At 62.7% G+C, this 19968-nt stretch carries 16 protein-coding genes; 6 read left to right on the forward strand and 10 right to left on the reverse strand.

Features of this window, described 5'->3' with window-relative positions; all coding sequences use genetic code 11:
* The first annotated feature begins 448 nt into the window (after nt 1-448).
* Nucleotides 449-1249: an SDR family NAD(P)-dependent oxidoreductase gene (locus ACQR1F_RS30505; protein WP_315717595.1), complete on the forward strand. Its 801-nt coding sequence runs from the start codon at nt 449-451 to the stop codon at nt 1247-1249.
* Between the two features lie 4 nt (nt 1250-1253).
* Nucleotides 1254-1700: a hypothetical protein gene (locus tag ACQR1F_RS30510; RefSeq protein ID WP_315802574.1), complete on the forward strand. Its 447-nt coding sequence runs from the start codon at nt 1254-1256 to the stop codon at nt 1698-1700.
* A 5-nt stretch (nt 1701-1705) separates the two neighbouring features.
* Here the strand turns inward: ACQR1F_RS30510 and ACQR1F_RS30515 are convergent, their stop codons facing one another.
* The 5 genes from ACQR1F_RS30515 to ACQR1F_RS30535 form a co-directional block, all read right to left on the reverse strand.
* The gene (locus ACQR1F_RS30515; RefSeq protein ID WP_315802573.1) at nt 1706-2125 is read right to left on the reverse strand and encodes a VOC family protein; all 420 of its coding nucleotides are present in this window, start codon (nt 2123-2125) and stop codon (nt 1706-1708) included.
* A 30-nt stretch (nt 2126-2155) separates the two neighbouring features.
* On the reverse strand, nt 2156-2569 hold the full coding sequence (locus tag ACQR1F_RS30520; RefSeq protein ID WP_315802572.1) for a DoxX family protein: 414 nt from the start codon (nt 2567-2569) through the stop codon (nt 2156-2158).
* 97 nt (nt 2570-2666) lie between these two features.
* A complete protein-coding gene (locus ACQR1F_RS30525) occupies nt 2667-3938 on the reverse strand; it encodes an RNA polymerase sigma factor (RefSeq protein ID WP_434884638.1) in 1272 nt (423 codons plus the stop codon).
* Complete coding sequence (locus tag ACQR1F_RS30530) at nt 3935-4303, reverse strand: YciI family protein (protein WP_315802570.1); 369 nt, start codon at nt 4301-4303, stop codon at nt 3935-3937. The genes ACQR1F_RS30525 and ACQR1F_RS30530 overlap by 4 nt, the downstream gene beginning before the upstream one ends.
* Before the next feature lie 99 nt (nt 4304-4402).
* Entirely contained in the window at nt 4403-4744 is a 342-nt protein-coding gene (locus ACQR1F_RS30535; protein WP_434837945.1) for a hypothetical protein, read from the reverse strand.
* Nucleotides 4745-4832: 88 nt separating this feature from the next.
* Here ACQR1F_RS30535 and ACQR1F_RS30540 point away from each other — a divergent pair, with 88 nt between their 5' ends.
* The gene (locus tag ACQR1F_RS30540; protein WP_434914437.1) at nt 4833-5798 is read left to right on the forward strand and encodes a 2-hydroxyacid dehydrogenase; all 966 of its coding nucleotides are present in this window, start codon (nt 4833-4835) and stop codon (nt 5796-5798) included.
* A 4-nt stretch (nt 5799-5802) separates the two neighbouring features.
* On the opposite strand, the gene ACQR1F_RS30545 is transcribed toward ACQR1F_RS30540, so the two are convergent.
* Nucleotides 5803-6465, reverse strand: coding sequence for a TetR/AcrR family transcriptional regulator (locus tag ACQR1F_RS30545; RefSeq protein WP_434914438.1), 663 nt, complete (start codon nt 6463-6465; stop codon nt 5803-5805).
* A 90-nt stretch (nt 6466-6555) separates the two neighbouring features.
* Between ACQR1F_RS30545 and ACQR1F_RS30550 the strand changes: the two genes are divergently transcribed.
* From ACQR1F_RS30550 to ACQR1F_RS30560, 3 genes are all read left to right on the forward strand, one after another.
* A complete protein-coding gene (locus ACQR1F_RS30550; protein ID WP_434848066.1) occupies nt 6556-7200 on the forward strand; it encodes a glutathione binding-like protein in 645 nt (214 codons plus the stop codon).
* Between the two features lie 107 nt (nt 7201-7307).
* Nucleotides 7308-12116, forward strand: a complete 4809-nt coding sequence (locus tag ACQR1F_RS30555) for a DUF3320 domain-containing protein (protein ID WP_434914439.1) — start codon at nt 7308-7310, stop codon at nt 12114-12116.
* A gap of 445 nt (nt 12117-12561) precedes the next feature.
* Nucleotides 12562-13758, forward strand: a complete 1197-nt coding sequence (locus ACQR1F_RS30560; RefSeq protein WP_434914440.1) for a cytochrome P450 — start codon at nt 12562-12564, stop codon at nt 13756-13758.
* Nucleotides 13759-13897: 139 nt separating this feature from the next.
* Here the strand turns inward: ACQR1F_RS30560 and ACQR1F_RS30565 are convergent, their stop codons facing one another.
* Genes ACQR1F_RS30565 through ACQR1F_RS30580 form a run of 4 tightly spaced genes read right to left on the reverse strand, consistent with a single transcriptional unit; the run spans nt 13898 to nt 19523 of the window.
* Nucleotides 13898-14725: a hypothetical protein gene (locus ACQR1F_RS30565; RefSeq protein ID WP_434914441.1), complete on the reverse strand. Its 828-nt coding sequence runs from the start codon at nt 14723-14725 to the stop codon at nt 13898-13900.
* The gene (locus ACQR1F_RS30570) at nt 14722-15825 is read right to left on the reverse strand and encodes a hypothetical protein (RefSeq protein WP_434914442.1); all 1104 of its coding nucleotides are present in this window, start codon (nt 15823-15825) and stop codon (nt 14722-14724) included. Before ACQR1F_RS30570 ends, ACQR1F_RS30565 begins: the two co-directional genes overlap by 4 nt.
* Nucleotides 15818-17977: a sensor histidine kinase gene (locus ACQR1F_RS30575; RefSeq protein ID WP_434914443.1), complete on the reverse strand. Its 2160-nt coding sequence runs from the start codon at nt 17975-17977 to the stop codon at nt 15818-15820. Before ACQR1F_RS30575 ends, ACQR1F_RS30570 begins: the two co-directional genes overlap by 8 nt.
* Nucleotides 17967-19523 (reverse strand): HsdM family class I SAM-dependent methyltransferase, encoded by a 1557-nt coding sequence (locus ACQR1F_RS30580; protein WP_434914444.1) that lies wholly within the window; start codon nt 19521-19523, stop codon nt 17967-17969. Before ACQR1F_RS30580 ends, ACQR1F_RS30575 begins: the two co-directional genes overlap by 11 nt.
* Between the last annotated feature and the right edge of the window lie 445 nt (nt 19524-19968).

Below are 19968 nucleotides of genomic sequence, written 5' to 3' on the forward strand. Positions count from 1 at the left end.
CAGATCCAGCGACGGGCGGTTGGTCAGAACCGCCCGTTCGCACATTCTGGCAGGTTTCGAACACACAAGAGCGCGTAGAAGCCGTCAGACCATCGCGCAGGGAGGCCGTGATGTCTCAGCAGAACCTTGTGGTTCCTGCCCCTTGCATTTTTCCCGCCGGGAGCATGGGGCGGCGAGCTCCCGGTCTTCCCTACTCCCTCCGATCGGGAGGGAGACCAAGGCGAGCACGACTCGGATGCTTTGACACCGCGAAAACGCGAACCGATGTGCCCGCTGCTACCCCTGGCTGTTTGACAACGCCCACGAACTTCGCTGGCTATACGCGTCGCGTGGAGCTGGATTGAACGTACACTGACAGATGTGACGGCCTTCACAGCCGATCCGCGCAGCGCATGTTAGGACTCAACGACGAGAAGAGCCGGACTGCCGGCCCGAGGAGTCGACCCCTGTGACGGAAACATCGACGACGACGTTGACTGACAAGGTCGCCCTGATCACCGGGGCGGCACGCGGCATCGGGCTGGCGACAGCAAAGAGATTTCTGCATGAGGGCTGGCGCGTGGCGCTTCTCGACATCGAGAAGACGCTGCTCGACGACGCCACATCGGCACTCAAATCCCCCGATCGAACGCTCGCGCTGCATTGCGACGTCGCGGACGCGGCGATGGTCGCCGATGCGTTGGCGCGCATTGCCGGCCGGTTCGGTCGTCTCGATGCGCTGGTCAACAATGCCGGCGTGGCGCGCTTCGCCCCGATCATGGAAACCAGCGAAGCCGACTGGCAACGCATCCTCGACGTCAACCTGACCGGGCCGTTTCTGTGCACGCGCGCCGCGGTGCCACTGATGCGCGAGCACGGCGGCACCATCGTCAACATCACCTCGATTTCGGCCGTCCGCGCCTCCACGCTGCGCTCCGCCTACGGCACCAGCAAGGCGGCGCTGGCGCATCTGACCAAGCAGCTCGCGGTCGAGCTCGCGTCCGCCGGCATCCGCGTCAACGCGGTGGCGCCCGGCCCGGTGGAGACCGCGATGGCCAAGGACGTGCACACGCCGGAGATCCGCGCCGACTATCACGACGCCATTCCGCTCAATCGTTACGGCCTCGAGGACGAGCTCGCCGAGGCCATCTTGTTTCTCAGCTCCGAACGCTCCAGCTATATCACCGGACAGATCCTGGCCGTCGATGGCGGCTTCGATGCCGCGGGAATCGGATTGCCGACCTTGCGCGGCCAACGCAGGAACACATGAAACGATGCCGAGCCGGATGCGCATCATCCTGACCCTGCTGCTCGCGGCCGTCCTGTGGGGGATCGCGACGATGCTGGCGCGCGCCGACGTCCGCATCATCTCCTCGCCCGGCGGCGAGGTGGGTCCGTTCCTCGATCTGTTCGAGAAGGTGCGCGCCTCCGGCGAGCGGGTCATCATCGACGGGCCCTGCCTGTCGGCCTGCACGCTGGTGCTCAGCGTGGTGCCCGAGGACCGCATCTGCGTGACGCGGCGGGCCACCCTCGGCTTCCACGCCGCACGCTCGGTCGACCGGCGCGGCCGCGTCTATGCGGAACCCGAGGCTTCCAAGCTGGTGCTGCAGACCTATCCCAGGCCGGTGCGCGGCTGGATCGAGCGCCGCGGCGGCCTGACGTCGCGGCTTCTGCTGTTGCGCGGGCGCGAGCTCAAGGCGATGTACGCCTCGTGCCGCTAGCGGCGTCACGCCGCGTAGCCGTCCGCCGGGGAATTGATCATCCACGGAATGCCGAAGCGGTCGACGCCCATGCCGAAGCCCTTGGACCAGAAGGTCTTGCCAAACGGCATGGTGACGGCACCGCCTGCGAGCAGCGCGTTGAACTTGCGCTCGGCCTCGGCCGGGTCTGCGATCTGGAGCGAGACCGAGATTCCGTGCGGCTTGCCTTGATAATATTCGGGCGGCGAATCCGAGGCCATCAGGACGCCGTCGCCGATCGAGAAGCGGACATGCATGATCCTGTCCTTGTGCTCCGGCGCGGACGGCATCTCTGGCGGCGCCTCGCCATAGCGCATCATCATGTCGACCTTGGCGCCGAGCACCTCGCCGTAGTGTTTCAACGCCTGTTCGCAATCGCCGTTGAACGTCAGATAGGGACAGATCATCGTCATCCTCCTTGGTTGAAAGATCATTCGTCAGCGCGAGAGCGGCAGCAGTCCGCGCAGCCGGCGGTCGCGAAGCCACAAGCCGCCCCACAGCATCAGCCCGAGATAGAGGCCGAACAGGACGTGGCTGAACAGCGGACTGCCGATCCGGACATGGGAGGCGATGGCGCCGCCGAGATAGCCTGTCAGCAGGATCGCGCCAACGAACGATGTCGGCGGCAGGATATAGAGCACGGTGCAGAGAAGCGTGATGAGGCCGAGGGCACGCGCCATGGCGTCGCTTGCACCATAGCCCATCTGGTCCAGCGTTTCTGTGACGACCGGCAGAGGAACGAGCTTGATCGCGCCGTCGAACAGCAGGAACAGCGTCACCAGCCCGCTCAGGATGCGCCCGCTCCACAATTCGGCGCGCGAGACCGGTTCTTCCAAGGTGATCGTCGTCATCTGCAGCTCCTCCCCCGTGATGCTGCTCCAAGGACGAATGAAGGAGCGTGCCACCGACAGCCCGGTGCAGAATTTTAGATCGAATCTCGGCAGAATTTCACTGGCCGACCCGAGCCCGAGCCGTCGCACCATCGCGCATCAGCCGGTCGAGCTGCATGCGGATATGCGCGGCCTCCGCCGAGCTATGCGCCAGCGCGATGGCGCGGTCGAAGGCGATCCGTGCCTCGTCGGTGCGCCCGAGCTGCATCAGCAGCGCGCCGCGCACACCGAAGAAATAGAAATAGTTGGCGAGCCGCCCTTCGAGCGGCGCGATCAGGTCGAGCGCCGCCTCAGCGCCGCGGACCTTGGACACCGCAACGGCGCGATTGAGCGTCACCACCGGCGAGGGCTGCACCACTTCCAGCGCGCCATAGAGCAGGTCGATCTGGGTCCAGTCGGTGTCCTCCGGGCGCGCGGCGCGCGAATGCAGCGCCGCGATCGCGGCCTGGATCAAATACGGTCCGCTGCGGCGATGGCGCATCGCCTTGTCGATCAGGGCTACGCCTTCCGCGATCATCGGCTGGTTCCACAGCGAACGATCCTGGTCGTCGAGAAGGATCGGCATCCCCTCCGCATCGAAGCGGGCGGCGCTGCGCGCGTGTTGCAGCAGCAGCAACGCCGTCAGCCCCATGATCTCCGGCTCGCTCGGAAAAAGGCGCAGCAGCAGCCGCGCCAGCCGGATGGCCTCCTCCGACAGCGGCTGGCGCAGCGCAGCGGTCTCGCCGCTGGCCGAATAGCCCTCGTTGAAGATCAGGTAGATCATGGCGGCGACCGCGGTCAGGCGCTCCGATCGCTCCACCGCGCCCGGCGTCTCGAACGGCACGTTCGCCTGGGCGACGCGCGCCTTGGCCCGGGTGATGCGCTGCTCCATCGCGGTCTCGCCGACCAGAAAGGCGCGGGCGATCTGCTTCACCGTCAGCCCGGACACCACGCGCAGCGCCAGCGCGATCTGCTGGGTCGCCGGCAGGTCCTTGTGGCAGCAGATGAACAGCAGTCGGAGGATGTCGTCGCGATAATGCGAGCCGTCGAGCCGGTCGGCCAGCGCGCTCTCGGCATCGTCGAGATCGGAGATCGCCTCGTCCTCCGGCAGCGGCTGCTCGCGGCGGACGCGGCGGACATCGTCGATGGCAGCGTTACGTCCGACCATGATCAGCCAGGCCGCGGGATCGCGCGGCGGCCCGTTCTGCGGCCAGCTCTTCAGAGCGCGCAGGCAGGCGTTCTGGAACGCCTCCTCCGCCGTGTCGAGGTCGCGGAAATAGCGCAGCAGCGCGCCGACGGCCTGGGGACGTGCTGATGTCAGGGCTGCATCGATCCAGGCCGCGTCGCTCATGCCAGCGCTCCGCCCGGCCTGAACGTGCCGACGGGACGGATCTCGTAGGAGCCGCCGGGATTGGCCTCGCCGAGCTCGCGCGCGACCTCGAGCGCCTCGTCGAGATTGGCGCAGTCGACGAGATAGAAGCCGAGCAATTGCTCCTTGGTCTCGGCGTAGGGACCGTCGATGACGAGCGGCGGATCCTCCTTCCGGAAGGTCGTCGCGGCCGTGGTCGGCAGCAGCCGCGCCACCGGCCCGAGCCGCCCCTGCTTGGCGAGCTTCTCCTGCACAACGGCAAGCTTGGCCATGACGGCGGCGTCCTGGTCCTTGCTCCAGGTGCAGACGACGTCCTCGTCATGATAGCAGAGCAGCGCATACAACATCGGAAGGCATCTCCATTCGTCTTCAAGACGGCGGAGTATGCCCGGAGCCGACAGACCGGCGAAGAATTTTCGCCGGTTCCGCAGGCCGGAACGACCGGCCTACCAGGAGATGCCGTACTTGGCCGCGATGTTGCGCGCCCGCGTCTCCTGTGCGCTCTCGCGGGGCTGCTTGGCCCGGCCGGCCTGGCGCTGCGACTGACCTTGGGCCTGACCTTGCCCCTGACCTTGCCCTTGCCCTGCGGCACTTTGACCACCCGCACCTTGCGCCATGCCGGCCGCGGCGCCCTGCTGACTGCCGGCCTGCGGCTGACTGCCGCCCTTGCCGATGGAAATGCCGTTGGCCGACAGGATCGAGCCGACGTCGATGGTCTGGGCCTGAGCCGGGACTTGGGCCGAGGCGGATGCGATGACGAGAGCAGTGGCGAGAAGCAATTTGCGCATGGCGATGTCTCCGTGTTGATGGCCGGAGATTGGCCTGCCCGCACGATCTGGTATGTGGAACGCGTCACATAAGCTCGAGGACCCTCCGATGACCAAAGGCGCGCTGGCGCTCCTGATCCATGGCGGCACCGACAACTGGTCGCCGCAGCGCTGGAAGGCGCGTTTCGACGATGTCTGCGGCGACCGCCCGGTGGTGCTGCTGCCCGATGCCGGCCTCGATCCGGCCGACGTGCATTACGCGGCGGTCTGGAAACCGGTGCCCGGCGAGCTCGCCGGCTTCCCGAACCTGCGCGCGATCTTCAACCTCGGCGCCGGCGTCGACGCGCTGATGGCCGACAAGACGCTGCCGAGCGTGCCGCTGGCGCGCGTCGCGGTCGACGATCTCACCGCGCGGATGACCGAATATGTCGTGATGCACGTGCTGATGCATCATCGCCAGGAGCTGTATCTGCGCGAGTCGCAGCGGTTGAAGCGCTGGGCGCCGAAGTACAAGTGGCCGGCGGCCGCGATCGGCGTCGGCATTCTCGGACTGGGCACGCTGGGGATCGACGCGGCCGAGGTGCTCAAGCGGCTGGGCTTCCAGGTTGCCGGCTGGAGCCGCAGCGCCAAGCAGGCCGACGGCATCGAATGCTTCCACGGCGCGGCGCAGCTCGATGCGTTCCTGGCGCGGACCGACATCCTGGTGTCGCTGCTGCCGCTGACGCCGGATACGCGCGGCATTCTGGATCGCAGGATGTTCGCGCGGCTTCGCCGCAGCTCGCCGCTCGGCGCCCCCGTCCTGATCAATGCCGGCCGCGGCGGCCTGCAGAACGAGGCCGACATCCTCGCCTGCCTCGACGACGACACCCTCGGTTCGGTCTCGCTCGACGTGTTCGGCCAGGAGCCGCTGCCGGCCGACAGCCCGTTCTGGACCCACCCGAAGGTGGTGCTGACGCCGCACAACGCGGCCGACACCGACGCCGACGCGATCTCGCGCTACGTCGCCGAGCAGATCGCGACCTTCGAGGCCGGCGGGGCGCTGCGCAACCTGGTCGATCGCGTCAGAGGATATTGAACCGCTATTTGTTGCCAACCATCATATCGATCGCGCCGGCGACGATCGCCTCCAGCTCCTGCCGCGGCACCCGCGCGCGCGCCCGGACAGCGATCGAGTGGATTGTCGCCGACGCCAGCCGCGCCAGCACGGCGGGGTCGGCGCCGGCCGGCAGCTCGCCTTTCTCCTTGGCGCGGCGGAAGCAATGCGCGAAGGCCTTGTCGAGCTCGGTCAGCGCGTTCTGCACCATGGCGCGGATGTCGGGATCGGCAACCGCCTCAGAGCCGGCCGTCATCACCGTGAAGCAGCCGCGCGGTCCCTCCTCGCCCGAGAGATAGATGTCGAGCGCCGTGGCGAAGATCTGCTCGAGCTGCCGTCGCAGCGGCCAATCGTTGCTGAAGACGTCGCCCATGAGGGCGCGCGCGTTGTCGCGATAGCGCTGATAGCTCTTGATGTAGAGCTCGCGCTTGTCGCCGAACGCGCCGTAGAGGCTTGGCCGGTTCATGCCGGTGGCGGCGCTGAGATCGTCGAGCGAGGTCGCCGCAAAACCGGTCGACCGGAACAGGTCGAGCGCCTTGCCGAGCGCGACCTCCGGCTCATACGCCCGCGGCCTGCCGCGCCGCTTCGGCTCGATCGCTTTATCGGGGGGCGGGTCGCCCTGCGGCGGCCCCTTCTTTTTTTGTACCATTTCGCACTAAATTCCTTGACCGGCCTTATATTATGCGGGACAGTATAAAAATCAATCAACGCTCCGGTTCGGAGCCCGAGGGAGACGTCCATGGACCTGTATTTCTCGCCGCTCGCCTGCTCGCTCGCCACCCGCATCGCGCTCTACGAAGCCGGCGCCGCGGCGAACTATCTCGAGGTCGACCCCAAGACCAAGATCGTCCTCAACGACGGCTCCGATTTCCGCGCCGTCAATCCGCTCGGCCTCGTCCCGACGCTCCGCACCGATGACGGCGACCTGCTGACCGAGAATGCCGCGATCCTGCAATATGTCGCCGATCGCTTCCCGCAAGCGAAGCTCGGCACCGGCCCCGGCATGGACCGCAGCCGCCTGCATCAATGGCTGTGCTTCATCGGCACCGAGCTGCACAAGGGTCTGTTCATTCCGATCCTCGACAAGACCGCGCCCGAGGAGATGAAGGCCCATGTCCTGAACAAGAACCTGTCGCGGCTCGATCATCTCGATAACCACCTGCGGGATCGCGACTATCTGCTCGATCATTTCACGGTCGCCGACGCGTATCTCGTCACCGTGATCAACTGGACCATGGCAACGCCGCCGGTCCAGCTCGCGAAATGGCCGGCCGTGAAGGCCTATTACGAGCGCCTGCGCGCACGGCCGTCGATCGCGCGTGCGATCGCCGAGGAGTTCGAGCTCTACAAGGCGGAACTGGCACGGCACAAGGCTGCGGCGTGAACCGCATACGAATTTCATCTCCCCTCATGGGGAGATGAAATTCTGCGGGGAGATCGAACATTGTTCCACGAGCACATCTCCACCGCGCCGGATGCTTGACCGCGATCATGCCGGGTTGCAATCCTCGAATCGCAGGAGGATTGCACGTGGCAACCACATCCGTACGAGACCGATTGCTGGCCGACCGGCGCGCGCTGCTCGATCTGGGCACGCGCAACCGGCTCGTGCACATCCCGCTCAAGACCAAGACCATCCGCACCATCGACATCGTCGGCGCGCGATCTGCTGCGCTGTTCGAGCTTCTCGGCGAAGGCAAGCGCTTCACGTTCCTGCCGACGAAGGCGGAGGCTGCGGAAACGGACGGCACCCTGCCCTTGGGCGAGCCGGCACCTCGGTCCGACGCGCCGAGCGTCAAGGTGGAACAGCGCAAGGATGATTCGGAATCAGAGACCCGGCAGCCTGACACTAGGCTCAAGACCCGGCTGTCATCGGAGGCGCTGCAGAAGCGCCTGCTGGATATCTGGTACGACGCGCGAACGCTCGAGGAAGAACAGGGCGTCAATATCCTCTATCTCGCCTTCGGGCTGCTGAAATGGTTCGAGGACGACAAATCCGACGTCGAGCGCTTCGCGCCGCTCGTCCTGCTGCCGGTCCGTCTCGAGCGCAGCAGTGCCGCCGATCGGTTTCACCTGGTCTCGCGCGCGGAGCCGCCGTCGCCGAACCTCTCGCTCCAGGCCAAGCTCGACGCCGAGTTCGGACTCAAGATCGAGGATTTTGGCGACGAGGACGATGTCGACATCGCGACCTATCTCGCCGGCGTCGCGGAGACGGTCGCCAGCAAGCAGCGGTGGGAGGTCAGGGCGGACGCGATCGTCCTCGGCTTCTTCTCGTTCTCCAAGTTCCTGATGTATCGCGATCTGGACCCCGACAACTGGCCCGCGGATGGCGGCCTTGATCGTCATCCCCTGATCGCAGCGCTGCTTCAGGACGGCTTCGAGGGCGCGGAGCCGATCGTGGCCGACGACGGCAAGATCGATTCCGTCATCCAGCCGGTGGCGATGAACCACGTCGTCGATGCGGATTCATCGCAGGCCGTGGTGATCGAGGAAGTGGTTCGTGGACGCGACCTCGTCGTCAAGGGACCGCCGGGCACCGGCAAATCGCAGACCATCACCAACATCATCGCGTCGGCTGCCGCCGAGGGGAAGACGGTGCTGTTCGTCGCCGAGAAGATGGCGGCGCTCGAGGTCGTGCACCGGCGGCTGAAGCATGTCGGTCTCGGCGCGCTCGCGCTGGAGCTGCACTCCAACAAGGCCAACAAGCGCGTTCTGCTCGAAGAGCTGAAGCGCTGCAAATCGGCCGAGGTCGCGGTCCCGCGCGGCGAAGCCACGCTGGTGCAGCGCCTGACCGACAGCCGTGATGGCCTCAACCGGCATGCGGAGATGATGCACCAGCCGCATCAGCCGAGCGAGCTGACACCGTTCAGGCTGCTCGGTCATCTCGTGCGCTGCGGAGACAACTCCGCGCAGCCTCCCTATCCGTTGCAGGGGGCGCCGTCCTGGTCTCCCCTGGATCTGGAGCGGCGGCGCGAGCTGATCGCCGAGATCGCCGAACGAATTGCGGCCGACGGCGCGCCTCACCTGCATCCGTGGCGCGGTGTCGGCCGCGACGCGCTCGATCCCGCCGAAATGACCGAGCTGCGGAGATCGCTGGACGACATCTCGAATGTTGTCGGCAGCGTCTCCACAGGCGCGGCCCGCCTGGGCACGCTGCTCGGCCTCCCGCCGCCGGCCACCTTGGCCGATGCCGCGGCGGTGCTGGCCTTTGCGCAGGCCGCGGCCGCGATGCCGGAGTGCGACCGGACCGCCTTCCGCAATGCCATCTGGAGCCAGGCCGGCCTCATCACGGACATCATCGACAAGGGGCTGCGCTACGCGAAACTGAGGACGGCCTTCGACAGCGCCTTCGTCGAGGCCGCCTGGGATGCACCGATCGCCGAGTGCCGCAAGGTCATCGCCGAGAAGGGCCGCTCCTGGCTGCGCCTGTTCAGCCCGCGCTATCGCGAGCAGGTGGCGCTGCTGGCCTCGTACCTGAAGGTGCCGATGCCGAAAACGCTCGAGCAGCGGCTTCTGCTGCTCGACGGCCTCATCGCGGCGCAAGCCGCACGCCGGTCCTTCGCGGAGGTCGAAGCCGCCGGCAGCACCGCCTTCGGAACGGCGTGGCAGAAGGAACAGTCGGACTGGGATGCGCTGTCCAGATTGGCGACCTGGTGGACCGCATTCCCCAAACCGTTCGCAAACGACGACACGCGCCAGCGGCTGGCGCAGCTCACGCTGTCGGCCGATGATCGGCGATCGATCGAACAGCTCAACGACAGCCTCGCAAGTCTGAGATCCGGACTCGGCAGGCTGATCGATTTTCTCCAGCTGGAGCCTGCCCGCATCCCGCTCGACACCGGCGACCAGATCCGGCTGGCCGAGCTGTCGCAGACCTTGTCGGATTGGCAGACCGCGACCGAGCGCCTGACCCGCTGGATCGCGTTCATGGGCCGGGTCCGCCTTGCGCGCGCGCAAGGCCTCGCCGCGCTGGCCGACCGCGCGCTCGACGGCTCCTTGCCGGGCGACGCGCTCGAAGCCGCCTTCGACCGGTCCTATTACGACGCCATGCGCGGCGTGATCTTCGCCGAGCATCCCGAGCTGAAGCGCTTCGACGGCGAATCGCACGACCGGCTGGTCGACGGCTTCCGCAAGCTCGACGTCGCGCGCATGCAGCTGGCCCGCGACCAGATCGCCCACGAGCATGCCGCGGCCCTGCCGCGCAACGCCGGCGGCATCGGGCCGCTCGGCGTGCTGAACGGCGAGCTTGCCAAGAAGCGCAATCATCTGCCCATCCGCCAGCTCCTGGAACGGGCCGGTCCGGTCATCCAGCAGATCAAGCCGATCTTCCTGATGAGCCCGCTGTCGGTGGCACAGTTCCTGAAGCCCGGCGCGATCGCCTTCGATCTTCTGGTGGTCGACGAGGCCTCGCAGATCGAGCCGGTCGATGCGCTCGGCGCGGTCGCGCGCTGCCGGCAGATGGTGGTCGTCGGCGACGAGCGGCAGCTGCCGCCGACGCGCTTCTTCGCGAAGCTGACGGGCAATGACGACGAGGACAATGACGACGAGGATCAGCCGACCTTCCAGGTCAAGGACGCCGAGAGCATCCTCGACCTCTGCCTTGCCAAGGGCCTGTCGCATCGGATGCTGAACTGGCACTACCGCAGCAAGCACCAGTCGCTGATCGCCGTGTCCAACAAGCAGTTCTACGACAACCGGCTGTTCATCGTGCCGAGTCCGTACGATGCGGTTGCGGGAATGGGATTGAAGTTCAACTACACCCCCGATGCACACTACGAACGCGGGAGCAGCCGGACCAACCCCAGGGAAGCGCGGCTCGTCGCCGAGGCCGTCATGCGCCATGCGCGCGAGACGCCGGACCGCAGCCTTGGCGTCGCGACCTTCTCGGTGGCACAGCGCCAGGCGATCCAGGATCAGCTCGAAATCCTGCGCAAGGAAAACCCGGCAACGGAGAGCTTCTTCGTCCGCGGGGCCAGCGAGCCGTTCTTCGTGAAGAACCTCGAGAACATCCAGGGCGACGAACGCGACGTCATCTTCATCTCCATCGGCTATGGGCGAACCAAGGAAGGTTTCGTCTCGATGAGCTTCGGCCCGCTCAACTCGGACGGCGGCGAGCGCCGGCTGAACGTGCTGATCTCGCGCGCCAAGCTCCGTTGCGAGGTGTTCTCCTCGATCACCGGCGACGACATCGACCTGTCGCGCGCCAAGGGCCGCGGCATCGCCGCGCTCAAGACGTTCCTGACCTTCGCGCAGACGGGGCAGCTCGGCATCGCGCAGGAGACCGGGCGCGATCCCGACTCGGTGTTCGAGGAGCAGGTCGCCGCAACGCTGCGGGCGCTCGGTCACGACGTGAAGACCCAGATCGGCACCGCCGGTTTCTTCGTCGATCTCGCTGTCGTCGATCCCGACAAGCCCGGCCGCTTCCTGCTCGGGATCGAATGCGACGGCGCCCAGTACCATGCGTCCCGTTCGGCGCGAGACCGCGACCGCCTGCGGCAGAACGTGCTGGAAGCTCATGGCTGGGTGCTGCATCGCATCTGGTCGACCGACTGGTTTCTCCGTCCCAAGGAAGAGACGGACAAGGTTGTTCGCGCGATCGAGGCGGCAAAGGCGCATTGGCACGACATCGACCAGGGGGCCGCGCGAGCTCACCCCGAGCCGCCGCCAAACCCTGCCGTGCCGGCGCCGGAGCAGGCCGAGGAGCGCCCTCAGGAGATCCTCGCACAGGCACCGACGGTGGCCCCCTATGAAGAGGCGAAGCTGCGCGTGCGTCGGGAGATCGAGCCGCACGAGACGCCGCTCGGCGACATGACACGGCACGTCGTCGAGATCGTCGCCGTGGAAGGGCCGGTGCATGAATCGGAGATCATCGTCCGGATCAGATCGGCCTGGGGCCTTGCCCGCGCCGGCAATCGCATCCGCGATGCCGTGCGAGCGGCGCTGACGTCGGCAGTTGCGAAGGGACAGATCGCCGGAAGTCCGTTCTACGCCGTGCCCGGCCAGGCGATCATCGTCCGAACCCGTGAGGACGTGCAATCACAATCCTTGCGCAAGCCCGAGATGCTGCCGCCGGACGAGATCAAGGCGGCCATCATGCAGGTCGTGGAGCAGAACTACGGCGCCGAGGAAGACCAGCTGATCCAGGCGGTCGCCCGCCTGTTCGGCTTCGGCTCGACCAGCGCCCAGCTGCGCGAGGTGCTGCAAGGCAGCCTCCAGGATCTTCTCGCCGCAGGACACCTGCGCCGCGAGGGAGAGCTGCTGACCAAGCCGCAGGAGGTCTCGCCGGCTGCGCAGGACTGACCCGCCAAATGGGTGCCAAGACTCACCGCCCGAACGCCGCCTGACGACCGACGACATCGGCGATCCGGCCACGGCACCGGCCCGTCGCGGCTTCAGCCATGAGGAGACGCTTGCGATCGCCGAGAGCTCGCCGCCCCCGTTGCTGCTGTCGCGCGACCGCCGCCGCCCCGACGCGATCGCGACCTCCTGCTGGATCGGGCTGTATCGGCGTTGCGAGTCCTCGATCGCAGTCATCGGCGCCGGCGATCGAGAGCTGCACGACCAAGCCGCAGGCGTGAATTCCGCGGCGGGATCCGCCGCAACAGCGGAACTGGCGAGGCCGGAAGCTCGTTCAGATCAGGCGCTCGTCCCTGCCCGGGGCAGCGGAGCGGGATTGCACGGCTCCGTCCCTGCCACTATCCTCGGGCACGACACGCGCTGGCCCGCACCGCAACAGGAGCGCCCCATGCCGACCGCGACCCTGTCCCAGACTCCGGCTCCCCTGGACGAGACCATCACCATCGCCGAGCTGACGCGCGATCCCTATCCGATCTACCGGCGCCTGCGGCGCGAAGCGCCGGTGCTGCGGGTCAAGTCGGTGGGCCGGACGTTCCTGACCAAGGCGGCCGACACCAAATATGTGAAGGACAACGCGGCGCTGTTCTCGTCCGACGATCCGAACACGCCGATGAAGCGCGCCTTCCTCGCGCATACCCTGATGCGCAAGGATCACGACGAGCACCGCGCCGAGCGCATGGCGATGATGCCTGCCCTGATGCCGAAGACGATCGAAGCCGTCTGGGAGCCGCTCTACACCAAATTCGCAACTGAGTATCTCGACCGGCTGCCGCGCGGCGAGATCGTCGATCTGTTCCCCGCGCTCGCAGGCCCCCTGGCCGCGCGCATCCTCGCTGAAGTGATGGGCATCCCGGACGCCAGCGATGCCGACATGCAGCGCTGGTCGCAGGCGCTGATCGACGGCGCCGGCAATTTCGGCTGGACGCCGGGGCCATTCGACGCGTCCGATATCGCCAATGCGGAGATGGACCGCTGTATCCGCGCCAACATGGCGCGCGTGCGCGCCGCGCCGGATTCCTCCGCGCTCTCCTTCATGGTCAATGCGAAGAACCCGATCCCCGAGAGCCAGATCATCGCCAACATCAAGATCGCGATCGGCGGCGGCATCAACGAGCCGCGCGACGCGCTGCTGACGATCCTCTACGGCCTGCTGACCAACCCCGACCAGCTCGAAGCCGTCAAAGCGCAGGACAAATGGCGCTCCGCCTTCGAGGAAGGCGTGCGCTGGGTGGCGCCGATCCAGGCGAGCTCACGCCTGGTGATGGAGGACACCGAGATCCGCGGCTGCCTGATCCCGAAGGGCGACACCGTGATGACCATCCAGGCCTCCGCCAACCGCGACGAGGAGCTGTTCACCGACGGCGAGCACTACAACGCGCTGCGCGACCCCAACCCCCACCAGGCCTTCGGCAACGGCCCCCACCACTGCGCCGGCGCCCACCTCTCCCGCCGCACCGTCGGCGCGATCCTGCTGCCAATGCTGTTCGAGCGGTTTCCGCGGATGGAGCTGGTGGATGCGGCCAGCGTGCGATGGCACGGGTTCGGGTTTCGGGGGCCGCTGGGGTTGGCGGTTAGGTTAAAATAGAATTTTAGCGCGACCTCGGCCGCGAGCGGCATTCGTGTCAGCTCGATCGCTTCGGGCTAGACAGCGGTCGAGCGCCAACTCCAGCTTCGGTTAATTGTCCACTGCATAGATGCGCAGCTCGCTCCCAGAGCATTGAAAGCTACGCAAAGGTAGTCGGAGACGGAGCACCGAAAAATGGCATAAGTCTTTTCCGGTGTTCGCCCTGCGCCACCATATCGAAATATGGTTTCCACAATTTCTCTTGCGCCTTCCTGACGACCCCATCGTACTCGGGGATAGACCAAAGCTTCTTCCAAGTAATTCCATCATGCTGCGCGATAACAAAATTGATGGCGCAGATAGGATCCATTGGAGGCATAGGAACTCGTGGCGGCGCCGTTTGCATAAGCGCGCACAAGTTTATCCCCTCCTGGAATTTAGCTGCTTCCAGGCAGTCTCCCGGCAGAAATCCGGTCGTCTCTGCAAATCGATCCTGTGCGTGCCCGCCTCTTTGATAGTGAAACCAAGGATGCGGCTCTGTCGATTCTTCTTGAAAATAGTGCGTATCAACTCTCCAATGATCTTCGACAGCGACGCTTGCTGACCCGAAAGTCACCGTTCCTCTAACACAAACCTGAAAATCAGCTCGCCTAATGCGATCCAAATGCTCGACGCCCAATCTCGAGACCACCTCTACTTTCTCGTAACACTCATAGACCAATTGAAGGAATGCGCCCTCCAGCTTGGTTCTTGCTGGATGTAGTTGTCGCTCAATTGGGGGAACAATCACGAGTTCCGGAAAGCGAATCGCTCGATATTTTCGGCGCGTTTTCTCCTCTGTTCTTAGTTCACTCGCCTGACTACGGATTGAGCCCAAGCTACCAAGCAAACCCGAGGCCAAATCAGCAGTCTGACTGACTCTATTCAGGGCATTCGCAAACCGCTCTAAGTCAGCGATAGATTCCGACCATAGCTTTGGCAGTTTCATATAGCAAACCGCTTCAGATCATTCTTGTCCAAGCGAACATCATCTTTGTGCATTAGCGCAACATCCAGCGCAGCCTGCTCGGGATCTAACCACGGCTCCCTTACAACCGCCGGGACTAGAGAAATTGCGCCACGAGGATCAATGGGCACAAGACGCCCCCGCTCACGCGACAAAGCACAAAGCCTCCAAAACCGCCTCTGCGAATCGCTTAGCGCAACTAGACTCCTCAACTTAAATCGCGCGCAGAGCCGTTCAACACGCTCGGCCGCAGTAAGCTCTTGAAGAAAGGATTCTTTGTCGATCGAATACCAAAATGCATCCAGCCCACGAGCCCACCAACGATTGAATGCCTCTGAACCAACGCCTCTATAAGCGGCTGAGTTGATTCTACTGAGTAGCGCCTTCCACGAAGCGCCAGATCGTATTGCATCAACACCAAGACGCACAGCCACAAGATCTTCGTCGATCAACAATCCTGCGGGCTCAAGAAACGTCCTGACAAAAGCTCCGGCGCCCACATGGACAGCGCCAGCACCCTTCGCCATTCCGGCCTGCATCCTTTGGAATAGCCGTTCATCGGACCAGAGTTCATATTGCTTTAGCGTTAGCCCGCACATCTCGGAAAACCGCTTCTCAGTAAATGAACGGCGCGCTAGCAACTCATCGTAAATTGCCGTCAGAGCGATGCAACGCCGCGTCACCGCCACCGCATCTTTTCGAGCGCTCTCTTTTGAGACTAATAGATCGAACAGGTCGTTGCTGACCGGATCCGCCCCGACAAATCTCCCCACGGGAACAGGGTTTGCAAATCGAACCAAAGGATAATCGGCCACAGAACCACTTTTTTGCTTAGCCCGCAGGTCCTGCGCCACGCCCAAGCCTGTTCCTTTCGTACCAGGATCACTCGACAGATCTATATCCACCAATACACCGGCGATCCGCTCCCTTGTTCTACTGAAGAGTCTATCGCCAACCTCCGACGGATTCATCCTCTTCCATTCAAAGCCACTTTCCTCAACCACTTCGTTGAATGTATCACAGTAGGCGTCAACTTCCTCTTGGTCATCGACGACGAACCAAACGCGACTTGTCTTAGCCACGACCAGCCCCCTCGGCAGGAATCACCACCTCAAAACACGTGGAATACCCTGAAGGCGGCTCAGACACTCCAATCTGACCTCCAAAGTTTTCTACGATCTGCTTTACGATCCAAAGTCCAATTCCGGTACCAACAGCAAATCTACGCTCCGGAGAAAAGCTTGGCGGGGCATCTTGTATTGTAACGAAGGCATCGAATATGCGCGACTTCAAAGACTGCTCAACTCCGTCTCCAGTATCGGAAAATCTTATCACTAGCTTCTGGCTACTTTGACGACCTGCTTCGATCAAAATCTTACGATCTCCACCTCCTCGCTTGATGGCTTTGATCGAATTGGTCAGAAGATTTAGAAGGATGGAGCTCAATTCAGCCTCGTGCATTGGTACAGCGAAGAGAGGATCCATCTCTGGGGCCGCTACTTCGATGGAGATCCTTTGAGGCACCACGATCGAATTCATTCCTTGTACAAAATCAACGACAACCTTCTTCAAACTTACAGACGACCGCTCCCTTAAATTTCGAGAAGCCATCGTATCGTTAAAATATCCGGTAAAGGCCTCGATTCTCCGCCGCGCGCTATCAACTCTTGCGATCGTCTTCTTTAGATTTTGATCTCTTGTCGCTCCTCCGACGAATGCGAGAACGCGATCCATATCCAGGCCAAATGATTGAAAGGTGACTCTAATCTCGTGAGTAAACTCTGCGCTCGCCATTCCAATGCTCGCCAAGAACCTCAGCATCTCCACCTCTTGAACATGAGCGGAAGCGTCGGCCTCAACATCACGAAGGTCCTGCTCGATGTGTTCCAGCTCCTGACGGATTTCTGCGGGAGCACTATCGTCCCCTGCGCCTTCAACCTTCTCGATTAGGTCTATTACCCTTTTTCTTACCTCACCTGCGGCTCGATCGCGCGGCTTGGTCTTTCTTTCACTAGCAGCGCCAACGCGCCCACGATCTGCAGCAATTGCGTTGATAGCCGTAATCAGAACAGATGAAAGTAGGCTTTGCAGCTCCCGAAACTCTGGATTGTCGATCAACCCCTCGCGCGAGGTCCTTTCCTCGAATCTATCACCATTTAGATCGTCCAACTCCACGACGCCGAAGAAATTGCGATTTGCGATCGGCGCAAGCGTTTCTGCGCGACGGGAATAGATGAAGTCTAAACCCAACCAATCGTCATCCGGGTCACCATAAGGAACAACCCTAAAGCCATTCCGATAAATTCGAATTCCACCGCGCTCGCTCAAAAGTTGACGAACACGCGCCGAAAGAACACCGGCCCCCTGAAGAATAAAATAATGTGCCTTTGCCGCCAGGTTACGCAGATATTCGTAAGGTCGAGGCTTCTTATCGCCTGCATCATGATGGATCTGCTTCCACGAGCGAGTTGCGCCAAAGCGGTTCTTTGTTATCCTCCACTCTGCCACGCCCTTATCATTGACACGAACCTCTATAATTGCGTGAGCGAGAGAAAGGACTTCTGACTGCAGGTCACTGATTGTCGTATCTTCGAACAGTTCTCCTTCACGCAAAAAACGTACCTGGAAGCCTGGGTCAGCTCGGCGGTCTCCGGCAACCCTAGCAATAGGAAATGGCTGCAAGAGTCCCATGACGTTTTGAAGACAGCGACGGAACTGATCTTCGCTCCAAGAATCTCTTAGCCCGTCGATCCTAAGCGTTGTCCCCACACGCTTCAAATCTGTCTGCTCCAACTCAGCCTTTACGTCCGAAAGTTGGGCTCCCGGTTTAAATTCATTCCAGTTGACCTGAAGGCGTAACCCCGCAGAGCCACGGCTCTTCGTACTGAGCACTAAAGACGTGCCCAGCCGCTCGGAAGAGAACCGACCTATGCCCTTTCGCCCCGCTCTAACGCGACGATACTTATCCGACCTGGGGCGATCGATTTTTCCTGTACTAGCGATACGGAGAAATCCATTAACGAGTTCATCCGAGGTCATCCCGGATCCATTATCTCTTATCTCGAGAGCGGCCGGAGGTTGGCCAATGAGAACCACGTCTACCTGGGTAGCATCAGCATCGTAAGCATTTTTGATAAGCTCTGTTAGTGCGGTTTCCTGCTTACCGACCAGCTCGCGACCAAGCCGAGCAATCACACTGGCGTCCGCGCTAAACGAGACTTTCTTAGGTGCCATTAGAAAGCTTCCGTCGTTTGCCGCCCAAGCGACGTAGGGCGCGCAATTTAGTTAACTCGCCTTCCATATGCTCCGCGGCGCCCCGCCATTCCTGTCCAAAAACAGATGGAAGGACGAATTCATCTGCGAGAGCACGGGCCTTATCGGGCGCGCCGGAACGCATCGCCGTATCGATGCGATTAAAAATAGCAACATCTACCGAATTTTGGGGGACGATGATTGGCAGCCGCTTTACGTCCTTTAGCTCGAACTTTAGCACCCCGCCTCCATAGACACGCCCAATCCGCTCGGCGTGCAACTGGGTATAGGTCGACAGCATTGCGACGCAGATGCTACGCTTGACCTCCAGATTGCGGCTCTTAAAAGTTACGCGGTGAAGTGTATTGGTACACGTAACTCCGGTTTCGATCAGGGTCAGATGTGGGCCAATATGGTTCATGTAGCTGAAGACCGCATCACACTGACGGCCGATCTGAACACGCCACCAAGGCGATCTTTTTGAGAACCAAACGACGCTTTCCCTGCGTTGCTTGCTGATTCGTCTCAGGTAGTTCCGCAGGGGAGAACCCGGCGGGCCAAGACTATTCCTGGGTAGAAGTAGCAGCGTTTTTTCGCCCGCTCGAGCTAGGTCGCGTCCGTCGCTCCTTGTAAAGGAAAGACCTTTTGCATGGCGTGCCCTGCTAATAATTGGCATTAATTCGCTCGAAGGAATCCTGCTAGCTCGCGCGACCTCTTGATCAAGCAGAAAGACGTCATTTGCCCCCGTTACGATGCCGATCTCTAGAACGGCGTGATCGGCTAGCGTACTTCCAGAATCCACTGCAAATGGCTCAAATGAGGTGACATCGGCACGGAACACACGATCGCGATCGATTTCTCCGCGCTCGAGCAAATCCGCAGGCCCATGACCGTACCCCGTTGCCAAAATCAGAATGGCGCGCTGTTGCGCTTCGCCCTCCCAATTGACTGCTTCGGGAACACGAGCGAACTTGACCGCAGAAAATTGCTTCAGCAGCTCTTGAACCGCTGGTTGTGCATAGTCTGCGAACTCAACAGCACTCGGAACCACGAACGCGAGTCGGCCTCCCGACTTCAAAAAGCAAAGCGCATGAAGCAGGAAATAGACCCATAACCCGGGTGCCCCCGCGACGATCCCTTTAAACGCCGGCTTGGCCCTAAGAGATTTACGCACGGCGGCGCTCAGGTCGTGGTTGCGAGTGAACGGTGGATTCGCAACCACCGCATCGAAAAGCCCAAGGTCGTCCGGCGACTGGCTCAAGAAATCAACATTGCGGAAGTTTTTAGCTAGGTCAGGGAATGACTGCGCGGCTTTGTCAAAAGTACTAAGATCAATTTCACAACCAAAAATAGTATCAGAAGCACGGGTATCGAGCCGGACGGCAAGGGCCCTCACAAGAGCACCTTCGCCTATACTGGGTTCGAGGATCCTCTGGTTTGGTTGCGTGACAGCCCAATCTGCCAGTAAATCCGCGAGGTCAGACGGTGTGTAATAGGCCCCAAGTTCTTTTCTTTTCGTCGCTTCCACGAATCCTACCCCCGCCTGCAACACGTTGTTCTATACATGAAATTGCCGATAGCGTCCTTCGCGCGACAAGCAAACTACGGCGTCGGTCCACGGGGATCGGAGATCCCGGATGAGAGCACTGTACGGCGGCGAGACGCGGGTGCCGCCGACTGACTTCGTCGTGATTTTCCGTTGCCCAAACTGCCCGTCGTGCCAGTTTGCCGCATTCCGTCGGGCAAATCCGGCCTTGTGTCGTCGGGCAAATCAGATCGATGCTTCCCGCCGTCTCCTGCTCGCTGAAGGGGCGTTTCGCGATCGTCACGGACCGTGGAGCGGGAGATGCGGTGGCCGCCTGGGGTCGCAGTGCGCGTTTCGCGTGCGGACGAACGAGCCCGGACGGACGGTCAAGCCGTGTGGTCCCGACACCCCGACGCTGGTGTCTTGGTCGGCGACATCCCGATGACGG

The sequence above is a fragment of the Bradyrhizobium sp. HKCCYLS3013 genome (assembly GCF_051167615.1).
GTDB lineage: Bacteria > Pseudomonadota > Alphaproteobacteria > Rhizobiales > Xanthobacteraceae > Bradyrhizobium.

Coding starts and splice junctions, on each gene's coding strand:
- ACQR1F_RS30510 (WP_315802574.1), top strand. CDS start 1,254: ATGCCGAGCCGGATGCGCATCATCCTGACCCTGCTGCTCGCGGCCGTC.
- ACQR1F_RS30515 (WP_315802573.1), bottom strand. CDS start 2,125: ATGATCTGTCCCTATCTGACGTTCAACGGCGATTGCGAACAGGCGTTG.
- ACQR1F_RS30520 (WP_315802572.1), bottom strand. CDS start 2,569: ATGACGACGATCACCTTGGAAGAACCGGTCTCGCGCGCCGAATTGTGG.
- ACQR1F_RS30525 (WP_434884638.1), bottom strand. CDS start 3,938: ATGAGCGACGCGGCCTGGATCGATGCAGCCCTGACATCAGCACGTCCC.
- ACQR1F_RS30530 (WP_315802570.1), bottom strand. CDS start 4,303: ATGTTGTATGCGCTGCTCTGCTATCATGACGAGGACGTCGTCTGCACC.
- ACQR1F_RS30535 (WP_434837945.1), bottom strand. CDS start 4,744: ATGCGCAAATTGCTTCTCGCCACTGCTCTCGTCATCGCATCCGCCTCG.
- ACQR1F_RS30540 (WP_434914437.1), top strand. CDS start 4,833: ATGACCAAAGGCGCGCTGGCGCTCCTGATCCATGGCGGCACCGACAAC.
- ACQR1F_RS30545 (WP_434914438.1), bottom strand. CDS start 6,465: ATGGTACAAAAAAAGAAGGGGCCGCCGCAGGGCGACCCGCCCCCCGAT.
- ACQR1F_RS30550 (WP_434848066.1), top strand. CDS start 6,556: ATGGACCTGTATTTCTCGCCGCTCGCCTGCTCGCTCGCCACCCGCATC.
- ACQR1F_RS30555 (WP_434914439.1), top strand. CDS start 7,308: ATGCCGGGTTGCAATCCTCGAATCGCAGGAGGATTGCACGTGGCAACC.
- ACQR1F_RS30560 (WP_434914440.1), top strand. CDS start 12,562: ATGCCGACCGCGACCCTGTCCCAGACTCCGGCTCCCCTGGACGAGACC.
- ACQR1F_RS30565 (WP_434914441.1), bottom strand. CDS start 14,725: ATGAAACTGCCAAAGCTATGGTCGGAATCTATCGCTGACTTAGAGCGG.
- ACQR1F_RS30575 (WP_434914443.1), bottom strand. CDS start 17,977: ATGGCACCTAAGAAAGTCTCGTTTAGCGCGGACGCCAGTGTGATTGCT.